Source organism: Mucilaginibacter ginsenosidivorax (assembly GCF_007971525.1).
GTDB classification, from domain to species: domain Bacteria; phylum Bacteroidota; class Bacteroidia; order Sphingobacteriales; family Sphingobacteriaceae; genus Mucilaginibacter; species Mucilaginibacter ginsenosidivorax.
On the sequence record NZ_CP042437.1, the window covers coordinates 1,389,373 to 1,407,732 of the forward strand.

18 protein-coding genes are annotated in these 18,360 nt (G+C 42.4%); 10 read left to right on the forward strand and 8 right to left on the reverse strand.

Features of this window, described 5'->3' with window-relative positions:
• Positions 1-176 precede the first annotated feature (176 nt).
• Entirely contained in the window at positions 177-2,351 is a 2,175-nt protein-coding gene (locus FSB76_RS05610) for a DUF5916 domain-containing protein (protein WP_225976431.1), read from the forward strand.
• Positions 2,352-2,551: 200 nt separating this feature from the next.
• On the opposite strand, the gene FSB76_RS05615 is transcribed toward FSB76_RS05610, so the two are convergent.
• Both FSB76_RS05615 and FSB76_RS05620 read right to left on the reverse strand, forming a co-directional pair.
• Positions 2,552-2,878, reverse strand: a complete 327-nt coding sequence (locus FSB76_RS05615) for a DUF6686 family protein (protein WP_147052593.1) — start codon at positions 2,876-2,878, stop codon at positions 2,552-2,554.
• A gap of 739 nt (positions 2,879-3,617) precedes the next feature.
• A complete protein-coding gene (locus tag FSB76_RS05620) occupies positions 3,618-4,142 on the reverse strand; it encodes a helix-hairpin-helix domain-containing protein (RefSeq protein WP_147052594.1) in 525 nt (174 codons plus the stop codon).
• A gap of 136 nt (positions 4,143-4,278) precedes the next feature.
• Here FSB76_RS05620 and FSB76_RS05625 point away from each other — a divergent pair, with 136 nt between their 5' ends.
• Complete coding sequence (locus tag FSB76_RS05625; protein WP_147052595.1) at positions 4,279-6,519, forward strand: tetratricopeptide repeat-containing sensor histidine kinase; 2,241 nt, start codon at positions 4,279-4,281, stop codon at positions 6,517-6,519.
• A gap of 94 nt (positions 6,520-6,613) precedes the next feature.
• Here the strand turns inward: FSB76_RS05625 and carA are convergent, their stop codons facing one another.
• On the reverse strand, positions 6,614-7,714 hold the full coding sequence (gene carA / locus FSB76_RS05630) for a glutamine-hydrolyzing carbamoyl-phosphate synthase small subunit (RefSeq protein ID WP_147052596.1): 1,101 nt from the start codon (positions 7,712-7,714) through the stop codon (positions 6,614-6,616).
• 269 nt (positions 7,715-7,983) lie between these two features.
• On the opposite strand from carA, the gene panB reads away from it, so the two are divergent.
• Both panB and FSB76_RS05640 read left to right on the forward strand, forming a co-directional pair.
• Entirely contained in the window at positions 7,984-8,796 is an 813-nt protein-coding gene (gene panB, locus FSB76_RS05635; protein ID WP_147052597.1) for a 3-methyl-2-oxobutanoate hydroxymethyltransferase, read from the forward strand.
• Positions 8,797-8,938: 142 nt separating this feature from the next.
• Complete coding sequence (locus FSB76_RS05640; RefSeq protein WP_147052598.1) at positions 8,939-9,664, forward strand: RluA family pseudouridine synthase; 726 nt, start codon at positions 8,939-8,941, stop codon at positions 9,662-9,664.
• A gap of 42 nt (positions 9,665-9,706) precedes the next feature.
• Here FSB76_RS05640 and yiaK read toward each other — a convergent pair whose 3' ends face one another.
• Positions 9,707-10,696 carry a 3-dehydro-L-gulonate 2-dehydrogenase gene (yiaK, locus tag FSB76_RS05645; RefSeq protein WP_147052599.1) on the reverse strand — a complete coding sequence of 330 codons (990 nt, stop codon included), beginning with the start codon at positions 10,694-10,696 and terminating at the stop codon, positions 9,707-9,709.
• A 172-nt stretch (positions 10,697-10,868) separates the two neighbouring features.
• On the opposite strand from yiaK, the gene FSB76_RS05650 reads away from it, so the two are divergent.
• Both FSB76_RS05650 and purN read left to right on the forward strand, forming a co-directional pair.
• Complete coding sequence (locus tag FSB76_RS05650) at positions 10,869-11,390, forward strand: lipocalin family protein (protein WP_147052600.1); 522 nt, start codon at positions 10,869-10,871, stop codon at positions 11,388-11,390.
• Positions 11,391-11,495: 105 nt separating this feature from the next.
• Positions 11,496-12,074, forward strand: a complete 579-nt coding sequence (gene purN, locus FSB76_RS05655) for a phosphoribosylglycinamide formyltransferase (protein ID WP_147052601.1) — start codon at positions 11,496-11,498, stop codon at positions 12,072-12,074.
• A gap of 191 nt (positions 12,075-12,265) precedes the next feature.
• Here purN and FSB76_RS05665 read toward each other — a convergent pair whose 3' ends face one another.
• Both FSB76_RS05665 and FSB76_RS05670 read right to left on the reverse strand, forming a co-directional pair.
• Entirely contained in the window at positions 12,266-12,793 is a 528-nt protein-coding gene (locus FSB76_RS05665) for a hypothetical protein (RefSeq protein ID WP_147052603.1), read from the reverse strand.
• A gap of 51 nt (positions 12,794-12,844) precedes the next feature.
• Positions 12,845-13,507, reverse strand: a complete 663-nt coding sequence (locus FSB76_RS05670) for an SH3 domain-containing protein (protein ID WP_147052604.1) — start codon at positions 13,505-13,507, stop codon at positions 12,845-12,847.
• Between the two features lie 128 nt (positions 13,508-13,635).
• On the opposite strand from FSB76_RS05670, the gene FSB76_RS05675 reads away from it, so the two are divergent.
• Complete coding sequence (locus tag FSB76_RS05675) at positions 13,636-13,968, forward strand: hypothetical protein (RefSeq protein WP_147052605.1); 333 nt, start codon at positions 13,636-13,638, stop codon at positions 13,966-13,968.
• Here the strand turns inward: FSB76_RS05675 and FSB76_RS05680 are convergent.
• On the reverse strand, positions 13,958-16,318 hold the full coding sequence (locus tag FSB76_RS05680) for a TonB-dependent receptor (RefSeq protein WP_147052606.1): 2,361 nt from the start codon (positions 16,316-16,318) through the stop codon (positions 13,958-13,960). The two genes, FSB76_RS05675 and FSB76_RS05680, sit on opposite strands and share 11 nt — an antisense overlap.
• 306 nt (positions 16,319-16,624) lie before the next feature.
• The gene (locus FSB76_RS05685) at positions 16,625-17,533 is read right to left on the reverse strand and encodes a serine hydrolase (RefSeq protein ID WP_147052607.1); all 909 of its coding nucleotides are present in this window, start codon (positions 17,531-17,533) and stop codon (positions 16,625-16,627) included.
• 48 nt (positions 17,534-17,581) lie between these two features.
• Here FSB76_RS05685 and FSB76_RS05690 point away from each other — a divergent pair, with 48 nt between their 5' ends.
• The 3 genes from FSB76_RS05690 to FSB76_RS05700 are packed head-to-tail and all read left to right on the forward strand — an operon-like array spanning position 17,582 to position 18,338.
• Positions 17,582-17,809, forward strand: coding sequence for a hypothetical protein (locus FSB76_RS05690; RefSeq protein WP_147052608.1), 228 nt, complete (start codon positions 17,582-17,584; stop codon positions 17,807-17,809).
• Positions 17,794-18,189 (forward strand): type II toxin-antitoxin system VapC family toxin, encoded by a 396-nt coding sequence (locus FSB76_RS05695; RefSeq protein ID WP_147052609.1) that lies wholly within the window; start codon positions 17,794-17,796, stop codon positions 18,187-18,189. Before FSB76_RS05690 ends, FSB76_RS05695 begins: the two co-directional genes overlap by 16 nt.
• Positions 18,186-18,338 carry a DUF433 domain-containing protein gene (locus tag FSB76_RS05700; protein ID WP_147060895.1) on the forward strand — a complete coding sequence of 51 codons (153 nt, stop codon included), beginning with the start codon at positions 18,186-18,188 and terminating at the stop codon, positions 18,336-18,338. Before FSB76_RS05695 ends, FSB76_RS05700 begins: the two co-directional genes overlap by 4 nt.
• Positions 18,339-18,360: the final 22 nt, after the last annotated feature.

Here is an 18,360-nt window from a genome sequence, read left to right on the forward strand (position 1 = left end):
ACCTCATGTGCGCAGCCCACCGGGGGTTCGTTCGAAATGACAACTCCTTTTATAACGGTAACAATCTTGTCCGAATTTTTGATTCTAACACCTAATTATTATCTTGCTCAATAATATAACCCGGCCCGCTACAACAGCGGGCTGAGTTGTGTTTAAACCTTTCATCTTCATTAAACTTGAACAAAGTAAACCCGTACATATTTTTTAAAATAGAGTTACTGCTACTGGCTATTTGTTTGTTCAGTTTACCTGCATCGGCGCAAAAAAAGAACTCGGCTTTTCAATACCATATTCGTAAAACAACGGCTCCCATTACTATTGACGGCGTTATGGACGAGGCCTGGCATAAAGCCGATTCGGCAGCCAACTTTTTCATGGTAATGCCTATGGATACCAGCAGGGCCAAAGTACATACCGAAGTGCGGATGACCTTTGATAACAACAACCTTTACATTATTGCCGTTTGTTACACTGCCGGACCTGGCGAATATATGGTTGAATCGCTGAAGCGCGATTTTGCTTTTCTGAAGAACGATAACTTTATATTTTTTCTCGACCCTTTTGACACCCGTACAGATGGCTTCAGCTTTGGTGCCAACGCCGCCGGCGCTCAATGGGATGGCACCATGTACGAGGGGGGTAAGGTAGACCTGAGCTGGGATAACAAATGGATATCGGTAGTAAAAAACTATCCCGATAAGTGGGTATTTGAGGCAGCCATTCCCTTTAAGAGTATCCGTTATAAAAAAGGTGTTGGCCAATGGGGTATCAACTTTAGCCGCAACGACCTGATAACGACCGAAAAATCGAGCTGGGCGCCGGTACCAAGGCAGTTCCCTACCGCATCACTGGCTTATACCGGATTGCTGGTGTGGGACGATTTACCTCCGGATGCAGGCACCAACATTTCTATTATTCCTTATGCGCTTACCGGTATTTCAAAAGACTACAGCGCCGGAACCAAAACCGACTGGAAAAAGGAAATAGGCGGCGATGCCAAAATTGGCCTTACCTCGTCCCTCAACCTCGACCTTACCGTTAACCCCGACTTTTCGCAGGTTGATGTAGACCAGCAAGTGGTTAATTTGAACCGGTATGAACTATTTTTTCCCGAGAAGAGGCAGTTTTTTTTAGAGAACGGCGACTTGTTTGCCAATTTTGGCTACGCCGATATCAGGCCATTTTTTTCGCGCAGAATAGGGCTTAATGCCCCTATCAGATTTGGCACCAGGCTTACCGGCAAGCTGGATAAAGACTGGCGTGTTGGGTTGATGGATATACAAACCGGAACATCAAACGATGCCCTTACCCCTGCCCAAAACTATGGCGTGCTCACGCTTCAGCGCCGTGTTTTTGGCCGTTCAAACATCGGCTTTATGTTTATTAATAAGGATGCAACAGGGACATCACCCCCCGGTAATGCCTATAACCGTAACTTTGGGGTGGAGTACAACCTGGCCTCACCAAGCAATTTATGGACCGGCAAACTTTTAGGCCTAAAATCATTTACACCCGGCCTTAAGGGGCACGACCTGGTGGCAGCCGCCCACGTGCAATACCTAAGCAAATACTGGACGGCCTATTTACAGGATGAGTATGTTGGCAAAAATTATACTGCCGGGGTTGGCTATGTGCCCAGGGTTGGCTATAATAAAATTAGCCCGCTGATATTACATAACTTTTTCCCCAAGGGCGGCGATGTACTTATCCATGGCATCCAGCTAACCAGCAACTATTATTTTGACGAAAACTTTAAGCGTACCGATAACGAAAGCACCTTAGCTTACATTATGACGCTACGCAACAAAAGCACATTTACGGTATCGGGCATTGATACTTATATCAAATTACTGGTGCCTTTTGATCCAACCAATACAGGCAAAACACCGTTGCCTATAGGCTCGCAACATCATTGGAACACGGTTGATGTGCAATTTGCATCAAAACCGCAGGCCTTATTTACCTATTTGCTGGAGGGCCTTCACGGTGGTTATTACGATGGATACCGCACCAGCCTGATTGCGCAACTGGGTTATCGCTTTCAGCCTTATGTTAACCTGTTTGTAAACTCCTCATTTAATGATCTGCGCCTGCCCCAGCCTTACGGCGATACCCAATTTTGGCTGATTGGGCCAAAGGCAGATATCACCTTAACTAACACGTTATATTTTACCACTTATGTACAATACAACGGCCAGGTAAAAAACATCAATACCAACGTACGCCTGCAATGGCGCTACAAACCGGCATCAGATTTTTTTATTGTTTATGGGGATAACTCCATACCATCGCCCTATACCGTTAAAAACCGCCAGCTGGTAGTTAAGTGGACTTACTGGTGTAATCTTTGATTTTGATTTCGGATTTCGGAATTTCGATTTCGGATTTGTTAATTTTGATTTCGGATATGTTTTCTGAACCGAAATTTATTGAATTAATGAATTAACAGGATTCAAAAAATTCCCCAATTCGTTTAATTCCCGCATCTTCAAATTTTCAAATCATCAAATTTTCAAATCATCTGAAATCTGCACATCCATAATCTGCACATCTACTCCCGTCCATCCATCAGGCTGTATACTTCCTGCATGTAAACGGCTTCATCCATGGCGGCATGAAAATCTTCCCATTCATCGCTGCTGAAGGTGAACTGCACATCATTTACCGGGGTGCGCATTACCATACGTTCCTGCCCGTCGGGAAAGGGGAAAGTATAATTCTCAAAATTAAGTTCGAGCGTAAAATCCCGGAATTGTATAAACTGCTCGGGCGTAAAACTCAGGATAAGGTTATTATTCCAGATAAAAATACAACGGCACTCGTGGCAGCGGCTAATAACCGATGCCCCAACCTGGCTCAATACTTTTGCATCGCACATAGGTAGATGATTTAATTTGTGCCTGCCCTGTAAAAAAGCTATCAAGGCGTTTATTACTACAGAGCAGGACTTTATATTTTAAACTGTTTTTCAACGTAAACGTCAATTATTTTGCGGGCGGTTTTTTTGCTTTTATCCGACAAGAGCAAAGTAAATCCTTATTTAGAATAAATCCAAATAAAAATAACAAAATAGAGAAGAATCAAGAGATAAGAGTCAAGAATTAAGACGCTACGGTGTAGTGTCAACAGTCAGGAAATCCCATATAAACTGAAATAGGTAGCCCCATACGGGGCATAAAAGAATTTTAAATAGATATTGCTACAAATAGATAGCCTCTACGAGAGATCAGACATCCACTCACTAAGGTGATAGTCCGCCTCGTAGAGGCTACCCGTTTGTAGAACAAATGCTCAAATATTTCCTTTGCTCCGTAGGAGCTACCTCTCTAAGTCAAGTTTTTAACTCCACTTTCTATGTTAAATAACCTTTAGCCGAAAGTACCAAGTTATAAGTCAAAAACGAACAATCAAGCCCAGGGATTGCAACTACAGGAAAATCACGTTTAGAGTTTATAAAATTTAGCTCGCGCTAACACGGAGAGAGGCAAACTGATTTGCCTATTTTTCTTTGTAGCTTAGCAACTTTGCGCTAAAAATCTAATAACTTGATACCGGTTTAGCCCAATATAGCCGATCATGAAATCTTAAACGCGATTTTCCGGCTTGCAACTAAACACTTACAACTTAACAGTACCTGTATCTTTATTAAGGCCATCGGCATACTGCTTCATTTTGGGGTATTGCGGCAAATCATACCAGGGGCGGGCTGGCCTGTCGGCAGGGAAGCCGTGTTGGGCGCGGTAGGCTTTGCGTTCGGCAGTAAAATTCCACCAGCGTTTGGTCTCGTCGCGGTGTACAATATAATGGGCCAGTAAACGGTACGAATCCTCAACACAAGGGTCGGCCCAGGCCCCCCAATGCTTTTCAAATGCGTTGTACAACTCAACGGGATCTTTACCTTCAAGCTGTTTTAACGAATAATACCCTTGTTCAATAAGCTCGGATGCAAAGTTAATGCCCAACGAAGGGATGCTTTGAAATTCCATCAGGGCGGCAATTTCTTTAGCCCTTTGGGGCGATGCCTTCAGTATAGCCGCTATTTCATCAGGCGCGTAGCCAGCCAATGTATTTATCTTTATTTTCTGGCTTTTAAGTACTGCCTTTTCGTCAGCATTTAATTTGAGGTCGATATTCTTTTTCATTGCACCTGTTAAAGCGTTAAAATTAATTAAAGGGAATTAATTAAGGCCACTACTAAAATACCCTATATTTATTAATTAAAATAAATCAAACCAATTTCGCCGTTTGTTTCGTATAAGCATTAACTATTCACCGATCTTGAGATTTAAAAAACATATTGCAGGTAATCATGGTACACGGGGGTTAATATCTGCGTTCTTTCTTTTATTCTCAAGCCTTCAGGCATTTGCTAAGTCGCATCCCGAAGTTGATAGTATTAAAAACCTGTTATTGCCGGCGTCTGAATATCAAAAAAATCCGGATACCGCTACCATTAATAAGCTCAACAAAATAGCATCGGGCTATTTTAAATCGAACCCCGATAGCGCTTATTATTATGGCAAAAAAAGCGTTGAGCTATCGCGCAAAATTAAATATCCGGAGGGGATAGCAGATGGCTTACTGGAAACCGGGCACGTAAGTTATTTTAAAGGCAACACCAAACAAGCCAAACAGAATTTTGACGAAGCTATAGCCATATTCAAAAGCTTACATAATGATAGGGGCCTTAGCAAGGCATACATATCCTACGGGCGGATGTATAACCAATTGGCCGAATATAAACTTGCCTTAGACTATTTAGATAAAGCCCGCCTGATTTGCCTGCGCAACCAGGACGAGCCTGTTTTAACAGATTGTTATAAAAACATAGGGATAACTTACTTTAGTAAAGGCCAGCTTTCAAATGCGCTCGACTTTTACTATAAGGGCCTTTTTATCGCTTTAAAAAACAATTATGTAACAACATCAGCCGAAATTTATAATGATATTGGGGTTGTATTGCAAAATATGGAGGTGTTCCCCAACGCGCTTGAATATTTTAAAAAGGCCATACAGGTATTTGAGGCTACCAACAACAAGCAAGCCGTTGGCACTATTAATGAAAACATTGGCGAAGTGCTGCTTGCCCAACATAAATACGATGAAGCTATTTTATATTTAACAAAATCGCTGAAAACCGCCAAACAACAGGATGATAAAGACGGCTTAAGTTCGGTTTATACAGATCTTGGCATGTGTTACGCGCATAAAAGTCAAATTTTGCTTGCCAAATCATACCTTGATACATCGTTACAGATAGCCACAAAATACCAGATTGTGTATAACCAAGCCTACGCTTTAAATGGTTATGCCACCATGTATAACTTGTTAAGCGATTATAAAAATGCCTATAAATACGCTGTGGGTGGCCAGGCGCAGGCCATTAAGCTGGGCAATATATCGGTACGCTCCAACTCGGCGTTACAGCTTAACAAGGCCATGGCCGGCCTTGGCAAATATGAAGAAGCCAACCGGATGTTAAATGAATACATCAACCTTAAAAATCAAATTAATGATAATGAAAGTATTCAAAAGCTCACCTCATATAACTATGAACTGGGCTTTGCCGAAAAGAAACGCCAGCTTGCCCAGCAACAGCGTGAACGCGACCTGATATATCAACAGAAAATAAAAAGCCAACGGCTGGTTAACGCCATATTTTCTATCATAATTGCGGCCATGATAGTCACCGTAGGTATTTATTACCGTCAAAAACGAAAGCAGCAAAAAATTAACGCCCTGCTTGAGGACCGTAACAGCGAGATACTGAAACAAAAAACCAATATTGACGACCAGGCCGAAAAACTAAACGATTTAAATGTTTTAAAAGACCGGCTGATATCTATTTTGGCACATGACCTGCGGGCACCGTTAAGCACATTACGCGGCCTGTTCAGCTTGCTACAGGATGATAGCATCAGCCACGAGGAGTTGCTGGAAATGATACCGGGCGTATTAAAAAAACTGGAATACACCTCTGATTTTCTCGACACCCTCCTTTTTTGGATAAACAGCCAGATGGAAAACTTTGAGGCATCGGTAAAAAACTTTTCGATAAAAGGGCTGGTGAGTTTAGAGATTGAAACCTACCACGAACAAGCCGAGTTAAAAGGCATCAACCTGTTGGATAGCATTCCCGGCAATTTATCTGCCTGGGCCGATCCCAACTCTGTCCGCATTGTTATCCGTAACCTGATTACTAATGCACTGAAATTTTGCCGCGAAGGTGATACCATCGAGATTTCGGCCACGATGGAAGATAACAAAAGAATTATTGTAAAGGTGAAAGATACCGGTGTAGGCATGTCTGCCGATCAGCGCGATAAACTGTTTAAAGGCAAGGTAAACAGTAAGATGGGCACCAAAAATGAATCGGGCACCGGCATGGGCATGCTGTTTTGTAAAGATCTTGTTGAAAAATGCCACGGTAAAATATGGGTAACCAGCGAGCCGGGGGTAGGTACCGAATTTATGTTTACACTGCCCGCGGTAGCCGTTGCAGCGTCGGCAGAAATATAAACGAGCAAATAAAAAAGCCTCTCAAGTTTTTCACTCAAAAGGCTTTCAAAAAAATTTTCAAATTTTCAAATCCTCAAATTTTCAAATCAAAAAGTTATTTCATCAGGTTGATAAAATCATCAAACAAATACCTTGAATCGTGCGGACCAGGTGATGACTCCGGGTGGTATTGTACCGAGAATGCTTTTTTATCTTTAACACGGATACCTTCTATCGATTGATCGTTAAGATTTACGTGGGTAATTTCTACTTTATCGGATGCGCGCACAGCTTCTGGTATCACACCAAAACCGTGATTTTGCGATGTTACCTCGCAATGATTAATGATGATGTTTTTTACCGGGTGGTTTAAGCCGCGGTGACCATTAAACATTTTTTTGGTTGGGATATCGTTAGCCAAAGCCAGTAACTGGTGACCTAAGCAAATGCCAAACATCGGTTTATCTGCAGCTAAAATTTCTTTTACGGTATCAATTGCATAAGGCATAGCCGATGGATCGCCGGGGCCGTTTGATATAAAATAGCCGTTTGGCGCAAAATCTTTTTCCATTTCGGCGTATGTAGTTTTTGCCGGGAAAACTTTGGCATAAACATCACGATCATCAAAATTACGCAGGATGTTTTTCTTTACACCCAAATCAAGTACTGCAACCCGGTAGGTGGCATCCTCTTTACCAAAAGTATAAGTTTCGGTGGTTGATACCTGTGATGATAACTCCAGCCCATCCATCGAAGGTACTTCGGCCAGTTTGGCTTTCAACTCTTCGATATCCAATATCTCTGACGAAATGATAGCGTTCATAGCGCCCTTATCGCGGATATGGCGTACTATCTGGCGGGTATCCACATCGCTGATGCCTACTATATTTTGCGCCTGGAAATAATCCTGGATAGATCCGTTAGCTTGTTTACGGCTGTAAGCAATGTTATAGTTTTTACAAACCAAACCTGCAATCTGGATATTACCCGATTCAACTTCGATATCGGCTATACCGTAATTACCAATGTGCGCATTGGTTGCAACCATTATTTGCCCAAAGTACGATGGGTCGGTAAAAATTTCCTGGTAGCCGGTCATCCCTGTGTTAAAACAGATCTCGCCGGTGGTAGTACCTATCTTTCCGGCGGCTTTACCGTAAAAAACGGTGCCATCAGCCAATAAAAGTACTGCCGGTAATTTGGTGAAGTGCGTCATTTAGCAAAAAAATTGAATGGATTATTAAATCGGATCGCCTGGTTCAAAGCCCCGTGAAAACTGATAGAAATATTGAAGTAAGGAACTTCCGGATTCACGGTGCAAAAGTACGAGAATATTTCGGATTTCGGAATTGGGATTTCGGATTTTTTTATTTTAGAATTTTTATTTTGAATTAACCTTCATTTAGCCTTACTAAATCCGAAATTGAACATCCGAAATCCGAAATAAAAAAAATTACCTTTGTGCTTTCTTTAACACATTTAACTATGTCTGTAAACAAAGAAGTAAAAAGGATCACCACGCATATTCTGCAGGAGATGAAAAACCGTGGCGAAAAAATTGCCATGCTTACCGCGTACGATTACTCCATGGCTACCATTGTAGATGAAGCCGGTATGGACATCATCCTGGTAGGCGATTCGGCCTCAAACGTGATGGCCGGGCACGAAACCACGCTTCCGATTACGCTCGATCAGATGATCTATCATGCATCATCAGTTGTTCGCGCCGCCAAACGGGCGTTGGTTGTTGTGGATTTGCCCTTTGGATCGTACCAGGGTAATTCTAAAGAGGCGCTTAACTCGTCTATCCGGATCATGAAAGAATCTGGCGCGCATGCCGTTAAAATGGAAGGTGGCGTTGAAATTGCCGAGTCTATCAGCCGTATACTAACGGCGGGCATTCCGGTAATGGGGCATTTAGGTTTAACGCCGCAATCTATTTATAAATTTGGCACCTATACCGTACGCGCCAAGGAAGAAGTTGAAGCCCAGAAATTACGTGAAGACGCGCTTAAGTTACAGGAGCTTGGTTGTTTTGCTATTGTACTTGAAAAAATACCGGCCAAACTGGCAACAGAAGTTAGCCAAAGTGTACAAATCCCAATCATCGGTATAGGTGCCGGCCAGTGCGACGGCCAGGTTTTGGTAATACACGATATGCTGGGCATCAACAACGGCTTTAAGCCGCGTTTTTTACGCCAGTATTCCAACTTATATGAGCAAATGAACGGGGCTTTTAAAAACTACATCAGCGATGTAAAATCAAAAAGCTTCCCGAACGATAAGGAACAATATTAAGTAGATGTGCAGATTTCAGATGTGCAGATATGCAAATGATTTGAAAATTTGAGGGTTTGAAAATTTGAAAATGAGAAGGAAGAACTATCTCCGCTATTAAATCAGCAAATCCGAAATCGAACATCCCAAATCCGAAATAAAAATGGCCCGCCCCGAGTTTAATTATACCAGTTTTGATGTTACTGATAAGGATATCCTTTATGAGGATAACCACCTTATTGCGGTGAACAAACGTGCCGGGGATATTGTACAGGTTGATGATACCGGCGACGAATCATTAGACGATAAGGTTAAAAAGTACATAGCTCAGAAATACAACAAACCCAATGGCGCCTTTTTAGGCGTGGTGCATAGGTTAGACAGGCCCGTGAGCGGCGTTATACTGTTTGCAAAAACCAGCAAAGCGCTTGAGCGGATCAATAAAATGTTTAAAGGCCGCGAAATGCATAAAACATACTATGCCGTGGTGCGCAAAAAACCTTATCCCGAATCGGGCACATTGGTGCATTGGCTGGTAAAAAATCCGCAAAAAAACGTAACCAAGGCCCACGATAAAGAGGTACAGGGTAGTTTACGATCGGAACTAAGCTACAAACTGGTTGCCGAGCTTAATGGTTACTACCTGATAGAAGTTGACCCGATAACTGGCAGGCCGCACCAAATCCGCGTGCAGTTATCAACCCTGGGCTCGCCTATAGTAGGTGATAATAAATATGGTTATCCGCGCGGCAGCCTGCGTAAAAGCATCTGTTTACATGCCCGTAAGCTTACCTTTATTCATCCTGTAAAAAATGAGCCTGTCGAGATTATAGCCCCCGTTCCGCGCGATGGCTTTTGGGAAAAGTTTGAAGGGATGATGGTTGGGTAATTCAAAAGTAAAAATTCAAAATTCAAAAATAGAAGAGCGGCTTTATAGGGCCTTCACCACCTCCCAAATCCGTTCATCAACCAAAACTCCTTCGGATAGGTTTCGTTCACGCGTTTTTAGGGTATTTTCGCCGGGATAGTTTATAGTGCCGCCCTCTTGCTCAGGGGTACTGGTTTTGGTGTAGGCGATGATCTCTTCAATTAGCGAGGCTGTTTGTCGATCGTTTGAAGGCCTTATACAGATAAACACCTGTGATACACCCGATTCGGCTCCGCTTTGCGTAATTTTTGCAGTGGAATTGCCTCCACTTAAAATTGTAGCTAATAAATCAAGCACCAGGGAAAGCCCCGATCCTTTCCAGAAACCGACAGGAAGCAGCCTTGTGGATTGAAGTATGGCTGCCGGGTTGGTACTTAAATTACCGGCTTCATCGTATCCCCCTGGCAACGGCAAAGTTTCATTATTGCTTTTATACTGATTCAATTTACCTACCGAGTATTGCGATATGGCCATATCCAGCACCACAGGCCCCCCTTTACGTGGCACGGCTATTACCAACGGGTTATTACCCAGCCGCGGATCGAGCCCACCCCAGGGTGGCAGGTTGGCAATGGTATTGGTAAAGCATATGCCTATATAACCGGCGTCTGCTGCCTGCCAGCCATAAGTGCCACCCCGCATCCAGTGGTTGGTATTTTTTAGCGCCACGCAACCTATGCCGTTGTCGTTTGCCAGTTGGATGGCCCTATCCATGCAAAACCTGGCATTCAGCATCCCTGGCCCCAGGTTACCGTTCCATTGTTCCATAGCGCCAAAACCGCCTTCCCGGTTGGGATGATTGCCGGGTTTAACCAAGCCATCCTTTACGTGCTGCACAAAAACAGGAAAACGATTTAAGCCGTGGGTATATATGCCATCCCTGCTGTTTTCTGCAAAAATACCGGCACATTCACTGGCCTTATCGTCAGTAAAATTGAGCTTTAGCAAAACGCGTTTAAATTCGGCTTTAAGTTGAGGGAGTGGGATGCGCATGTTTAAATTCAAAAGTTAAAAGTAAAAATTCAAAAGTAAAAACCATTACGCCAGGTATAAGATGTTAATAGCGTTGTTAAAATAAAACAGGTTTAAAACAGTTAGTTAAATATAACCCCTGTGGGTAGATTAATAACTACAGGATTTCATATTTTTGCGCGTACATTATTTCATGAAAAATAAATTTCCATTATTCTTTATAATTGCTTTAGTTGTTGCCGGCGCACTGGTAAACTCCTGCAAAAAAGATAAAAATAGCAATATCCCAGCCCTTTTAGCCAGCGGTGTTTGGGAACTGGCCTCGATACAGGTTTACCATTACACAGGGAATACACAGGTAGGCAATCCGGATACGTTAAATACCGATTGTGATAAAAACCAGTATTTCACCTTTAAAAGCGATAATACCTGCAGCTACACCAATTTTGATTGTATTAAACAAACATCAACCGGCACCTGGAATTTGACTGAAAACAAGTTATACTTTTCGTCAGATATCGTAGCTAAAGACACCGTGGCCGGCGGCAGCATGAGCACCGAAAAGCCATTTAATTATACGCAGATTGAAACCCTTGGCACTTATTCCCTGGTGTTGCAAACCGGTGATGTTGAGCCCAATTATTCGGCTACCAAAGCCCGCACCGTTAGGCGTTATGGATTTATACGGCAAAAAGCCACAACAAATACCAATTAAACCACGTAAAAAATTATATTTGGATATTATTGAACGGTTTATAAAACTACCACGGATATGTTTAACTGTTGTTCGCGGTAACTTCAACACCTTTGAAAAACTTTAATGAAGAAACGAATTGCCATTTTTGCTTCAGGTTCGGGTTCAAACGCCCAAAAATTAATGGAGCATTTTAAACGCAATGCCGAGGCCGAAGTTGTACTGATACTCACCAACAACCCACAAGCCTTCGTATTACAGCGTGCCGACAATTTTGAAGTGCCATCGCACATTTTTACCCGCCACGAATTTTTTGAAACTGATGATGTAATCCGTCTACTCAAAAACCTGCAGGTTGATTTGATTGTACTGGCAGGTTTTCTGTGGCTTATCCCCGGCTCATTATTAAAAGCGTTCCCCAATAAAATCATCAACCTTCACCCTTCCCTGCTACCCAAATACGGCGGCAAGGGCATGTACGGCGATCATGTGCATAAAGCTATTTTGGATAACAAAGAAGAAGAAAGCGGTATCACCATCCATTTTGTAAACGAACACTTTGATGAAGGCGAAGTTATCCACCAATCGAAGTTCAAAATTGAACCCGGCGATAACATCGAGATGATCAAATTCAAAGGCCAGCAACTGGAACACCTACATTTCCCAAAAGTGGTAGAGGCGTTACTAAAGAAGATGAAAAGCTAACAAGATTTTAAGGATTTGGCAGGATTGACAGGATTTTTTTTCTGAACCCGGATTAAACAGATTAATCAGATTTCCAGGATTTTGATTAACTTGATTGCTATTTTTACTCAGAACTCAGAACTCAGAACTCAGAACTCAGAACTCAGAACTCAGAACTCAGAACTCAGAACTCAGAACTCACAACTCACAACTCACAACTTCTCCAGATACTCCTTCGGTATCGGATTATCCTTCCGTTCGCCGTCAAAAAACCAGGCCAGGATCCAGAAACGGGTACCATCGTTAAATAATTCGATACTGTTGATTCCGCGTTCGATAATTGGACCACCGGCAACATTACGCGATTCGTAGGTGCTGAAAACATGATAAATGCTGCCAAACTTTTCTACTTTCCTCGAGATCTCCTTTTCGTCAAAGCCATCGCGGGACAATGACGCGTCGGACAGGCGATGATATTCTTTCAGCGTCATGTAATGAAACTTTATCTTGCCTTCTTTATTCAATCCTGCCGAACCTACATGCGCGTCCGCAATATGCAGCAGGCTATCACGCTCGTAGCTTACCTTCTCTCCTTTTTTCACAGTTACTACGTCGTAATAGGCTTTCATAATACCATCAAGGGTACTCACGTTATCGCCATATTGGGTTAAAACCTGTGCGGCGGCAAATTGCAATAAACCAATGGTAAAAAACAGGGTCAGAGCAGCTAATTTTTTCATGAAAAGGAAATATGGTTATACCGGTTTAAATAAAATCGAATTTAAACAATATCAGTCACAATCATACGATGATATTTTTACGCCTCCGGCTTGTTGCTTTTCCACCTTAATATTTTGCGCGGCATCTGCATTTTTATGTAATACGTTTTCAAAAAGCATCGCCTCATTTAGGCTAATGTTCTTTAAAAGCAGTTTGTGATCGGCACAGCCGTCAAAATACGTCTCGGTAGTTACAGCCCCGTTTTTGTAATAAATACTTGTTTCCTTGGCTCCTTTTTTGGGTATCCTTTTCGCTATTTTTAAAACCCCGTAATTACGCTTAAGGTAAGCATCTTCCGTTTCGACAAAGCCATGATCATCCATTTCCAATGCAGGCATGGCAGACAGGTAGCCATCAAACAGATACCCTCCTTTACCCTTAAACTCTACCTTTATCCATTTGCCGCTCAGTTTGTACGGCTCTTTTAAAGCGGCTGTATTAAAATCTACCGTTAACGTTTTAGCCCCTGCCTCTGGTTTAACAGGCTTTACAATAGTTCCATACGGAATAGTTGCAATGGTTTTACTGTTGTCGGCAGGGCCATTTTTCAGGTTCACCCCGGCCAGCAACCATACTTTAAGTGACTTTGAAGCGTTATTTGCCTGTGCCCCGGCATTGAAGGTAATAGTTACAAATAGCACAAATGCTGTTGTACTTGCGATAAGTTTTTTCATAGGTAAAAAATACGATGTTATAGCCGGCTAAAGATACATAGCTAACATTTATTTAACTACCGTAAAATAATAATTAAAACGTTAGCCGCCATTTAGTGTTACCCTACTGCACCACAAGCATATACAGTATGATAACTGCTAAAATAATCCGACACCGGCATAAATTCCACCATTATATTAACGACGATCTTAAATCGGTTAAAGAGGAAACTTTTTTCAAGATAGTTTTTTCAGAGCCGGCCGAAATGGACCTGTTTAAAGAGTGGATAAAGCAACACGGCGGCGAGTACGATTACAATAAAAACGAGAGCCGCCAGGAAGGTAAGTTCCCGGCGGTCCCGATGTTTCATGATGAAATTTGCTGGTGCGATATCATGACCTACTACCTGATGCATGTAGCAGGTTATGCCTTTTATTCAACCATTCATCCTTATAAAGGCGAGGTGTATACTAAAAATTAGCCGCTACCGATACCCCGTAAACCCTTGGGTTACCTAAGTGGGTAGCGCCAAAATCGTATGCGTAATCAATAGCTTTTTTGTTGCCTATGTTGCTCTCCCATAAAAACAGGCTATAGTTTTTGGTATCGATGCCTATCCGGGCATTGAATTTACTGTAGCCTTTTTGCTCGATGGTGTTAGCAAGATCAAAATACTGGTCGCCAAGGTAGCGCCATTCGCCACGGGCTACCAACCTTGTTTTTTGCCGGCCGCCAAGCGCGTAGCCATATTGCAGTGCCAGTATGTTGGTAAACTTAGGTGTGTAAATTTGTTTATTACCCTTTAAATCAACTATAACGCCATTGTTACCTACAGCCAGGTCGGTGTAATGGGCATTGGTGTAGCCAAAGTTATTTTCTATTTCCAGGCCTTTTATAGGTGTAGTACTTAACTCCACTTCAACACCTTTACTGCTCAGTTTGCCTGCATTTTTGGTTACGGTAATAGCATCGGGCAGTATTAAAGTTGGCACCTGTGCGTCGGTAACGCGGGTGTAAAACAAAGCGAGGTTTGCGCGTAATTTATTATCAAAAAAGTTGTTTTTTGATCCAACCTCGAAGTTATTGCTGTACTCTGGTTTAAAAGTGTACAACGGTGGCGACGACGGATCTGACCCTAACTCGGTAATACCACCAGCCCTGAAACCGCGGCTGTAAGTAGCATATAAATTATTGGTAGCCGATAGATGGTAAGCCAGGTTAAGTTTTGGCGAAAAGGCCTTAAAATTTGCCGATGAAGAGGTATCCGACCGGGTAACCATAGCATCGCCGCCATCAGGCTGAAACTCGCCTTTCACACTCTCTTTTTTGTGCTCATGATCATAACGCAAACCGGCGGTAATATCAAATTGCGGACTAACAACGTAGGTTACCTGGCCATAAACAGCCACGCCAAAATTCCTGTCGATATTGGTATTGATGCTGGTAAAGTTGGTTATTGGCGAGCCAACGGCGGCAGCATCGGCGCCAAAATAGGTTCCCTGCTTGTTTGGAGCGTAATGGTAAAAACCATAAGCGCCGGCGGTCCACTTTAATTTAGAGGTTGACGATGCAGGCGAAGTAAACCTAAACTCCTGGATACCTGTACGTACTTTATTCCAGTCGCCGCCATAGTTGTTTACTACCGATACCGCGTCAATAGGCGAAAAATCGCCATCAATGGGTTTGGTGTAGTAACGGTTATTTACCTGGTATGATGACTGCGAGGTAAAGTTAAAATCGCTGCCCGAATAATTGATAGCCAGCGAAGTATTGAAGGTATTATCAATCATTTTAGTGGTGGCGTTTTGATCTACCTGGTAAGGTTTGCTCAAAGCGTCATCCGGCGAACCGGCCAATGTGAACGCGCCGTTGTTACGGTTGTTGTAATTTTTAACATTCAGCGTAAAAGCCAGTTTGGATGTAGCCAGGAATTTAAGGTAGTAATTACCTAAAAAGAAGTGTTGCTTATCAAAATGGCTATTATCAAATGTATTGGTATAAAAACCATTAAAACCCGAGTACACACCAGCTACACCTAAAAACAATTTATCTTTTATCAAGGGGGCTTTTATACCCAGGGTAAAACGCTGCTGCCCGTAGTTACCAAAATCCAGCCCGGCAAAGCCACTTACAGTGTTTGATGGCTGTTTGGTAATAATATTGATAACACCACCTGTAGCATTGCGCCCATACAGCGTGCCCTGCGGGCCACGCAGTACCTCTATCCTATCTACATCAAGCAACTGTGGGATGTAAGTATCCAGGCCGTATTGGTTTACACCGTCAACATAAGTAGCCACAGCAGGATCGTAAGAGGTGGTAACTATACCCCTGATACCGCTAACGGTACGGCCATCGCCCGAGCCGGCAGAGTTTAAGTTGGGGGCAATAGCAGTCAAATCTTTCAAATCCCAAAGCCTGTAATCTTTTATTTGCCTGGCCGATAAGATTGTAACACTAAAAGGCACTTTTTGGGCATCCTCCTCGTATTTTTGAGCAGTTACGGTAACTTCATCCAGTTGGTTACTGGCATCTTTCAACTGAAAACTGATGGGGCGCATAGTACCGCTTAAAACAATCGATTGGCTTTTAGCAGCATAACCAACGGCGCTGATGTGCAAAATATAGCTTCCGGATGCAATATCTTTCAATGAGAATTTCCCATCCTTATCGGCAACAGTACGGTAGTTGGTATTCAGCAGGTAAACGGTTGCACCGGCAATGCCCTGGCTTTTCTCGTCGGTTATGGTACCCGATAAATTGGCAATAGTTTGTGCTTTTACTGTAATACATAGTATAAGCAATACAAATAAAGTAAGTGTTTTTTTCATTTAATTGGTTGTAGCTGGTATGTGTATTTTTAACACATTGATATAATTGCCAATTATAACAAACGGCATCCATTTAACTGCAAAGCAAACAGAAATTTTACTTAATTATTATTGGTTCATTGGTTCATTGGTTCATTGGCTCATTGGCTCATTGGAACGCGGGCATAGCGGACGAAACGTTTTAAGCCTGACTTCCCGAAATCACCTGCACGCCATCAGACAGGACCAATGAACTAATGAACGAGTGAACCAATGAACAAACAGACAAGACCAATGAACTAATGAACAAGTGAACCAATGAACCACCTATTCATTCAGCATAAATTTATCTACACCTTCGGCGGGTTTCCAGTCGCTGGCGGGTTCGAAATAATGCCATAGCAGGGCCGATATTTTTTTGATGAGCAGGCCGGCCTCGTTACTTGCTCCCCAGCTTTGATCGGTATTGTGATTGGTGATGACAGAAAATACGTAATCGCCATGGGGCGCGTTTACCAGCACAGTTTCTGACCGCGACTCGTCAACCGCGCCCTGCTTGGATATGGTATGCACATATGGCGGAATTTGCGACAGGGCGTGCTCGTCCCAGTAAATCCTTCCCATGTTACGGTACATTCTTTCGCTGGCGGCGGGGCTTACGGCTTCGCCTTTTCTGATCATGGTAAACAGGCGGCACATTTCATAAGGTGTACTTACGCCCCAGCCATAAATTTTGCGGATAGCTTCGCGGCCGGCCACACGCGAGTTTACGCGCATTACTTTAAAACCATTTTGCTGCAGCCAGTTGTTAATATAATCGCCACCAACCAGTTTTTGCAGCCACAAGCTTGCTGTATTATCACTCATGGTTATCATCAGCATGGCCACTTTACTCAGCTGCACGGTGTCCTTATCTTTAAACGAGCCTAAAATATCTTCCCCGGCATATAAAAGCGAGTCGCGGTAAACCAGCTTTTGGTTATAACGCAGTTCGCCCTTCTCTATCTTATCCATCAACCCGCATTGAATGCTCACCTTAATCATACTGGCTGTAGGGAACAGCGTATCGGCATTAATGGCAACAGTTTTACCCGTTTTAAGGTTTTGTATGTAGATGCCAGCTTGGCCGTGAAAACCTTTAACGGCATCCTGTAATTGCGCGGTTAGTTTTTTATCGGTTTGGGCAAAAGTGGCGGTGGCGAGAAATAAGAAAAGGGTGAGTAGTTTGAGTTTCATGGGTGAATTGTATAAAAACTAATTTAAATAAATTTTGTAAATTTGGGTATGCAAGTTCAGGTTGATATCGGCTTTGAAAATTTAATAAGGATTGTTAAGCAATTACCTAAAGATCAACTATTGAAATTTAAAAAAGAACTTGATAAGGAAATAGTAGAAGATAATGAATTAAAAGATCTTAAATCATTTCTGTTAGATGCTCCGGTTTTTACCGATGAACAAATAGCAACTATTGAACAAACCCGGAAAGAAATCAATAAATGGCGGCTAAAATAGCAGTAGTTGACACTTCATTACTTATTGATTTTTTCAGAAAGTCCGACAAATCAAACTCAAAACTGATTTTATTAATAGACAATGGGTATAAGTTTTGCATATCTGCTATTACAGAGTATGAGATTTATACCGGCGCTACTACTGCGCAGATGGATTACTGGAAAAAATTCCTAAAAAACATTGAAGTATTAAATTTCGACAGCGCTGCCGTTGTTAAAGCTGTAGCTATAAATAAAGCACTCAAAATAAAAAGTAGGCAGATTGCCATGGCCGATTTATTCATCGCTGCCATCGCAATAAGTAACAATTTACCTATCGCAACTCTAAACAAAAAACATTTTGAACGGGTAGATGATTTGGCGCTGATTGACATGGAATAGTTTTTGCAGGTACACGCGTATCAGTCGAATCGCTTGATTATTTAAAAGCTGGAGTTTCTCTTGATGAGTTTTTAGATGAATTCCCTTCGGTTAAAAAACAGCAGGCAAGGTTTTTGGTTAATAAACAACAGCAATTAAATTTCCTGTAAGCGGTTTCACCCAACATCTAAA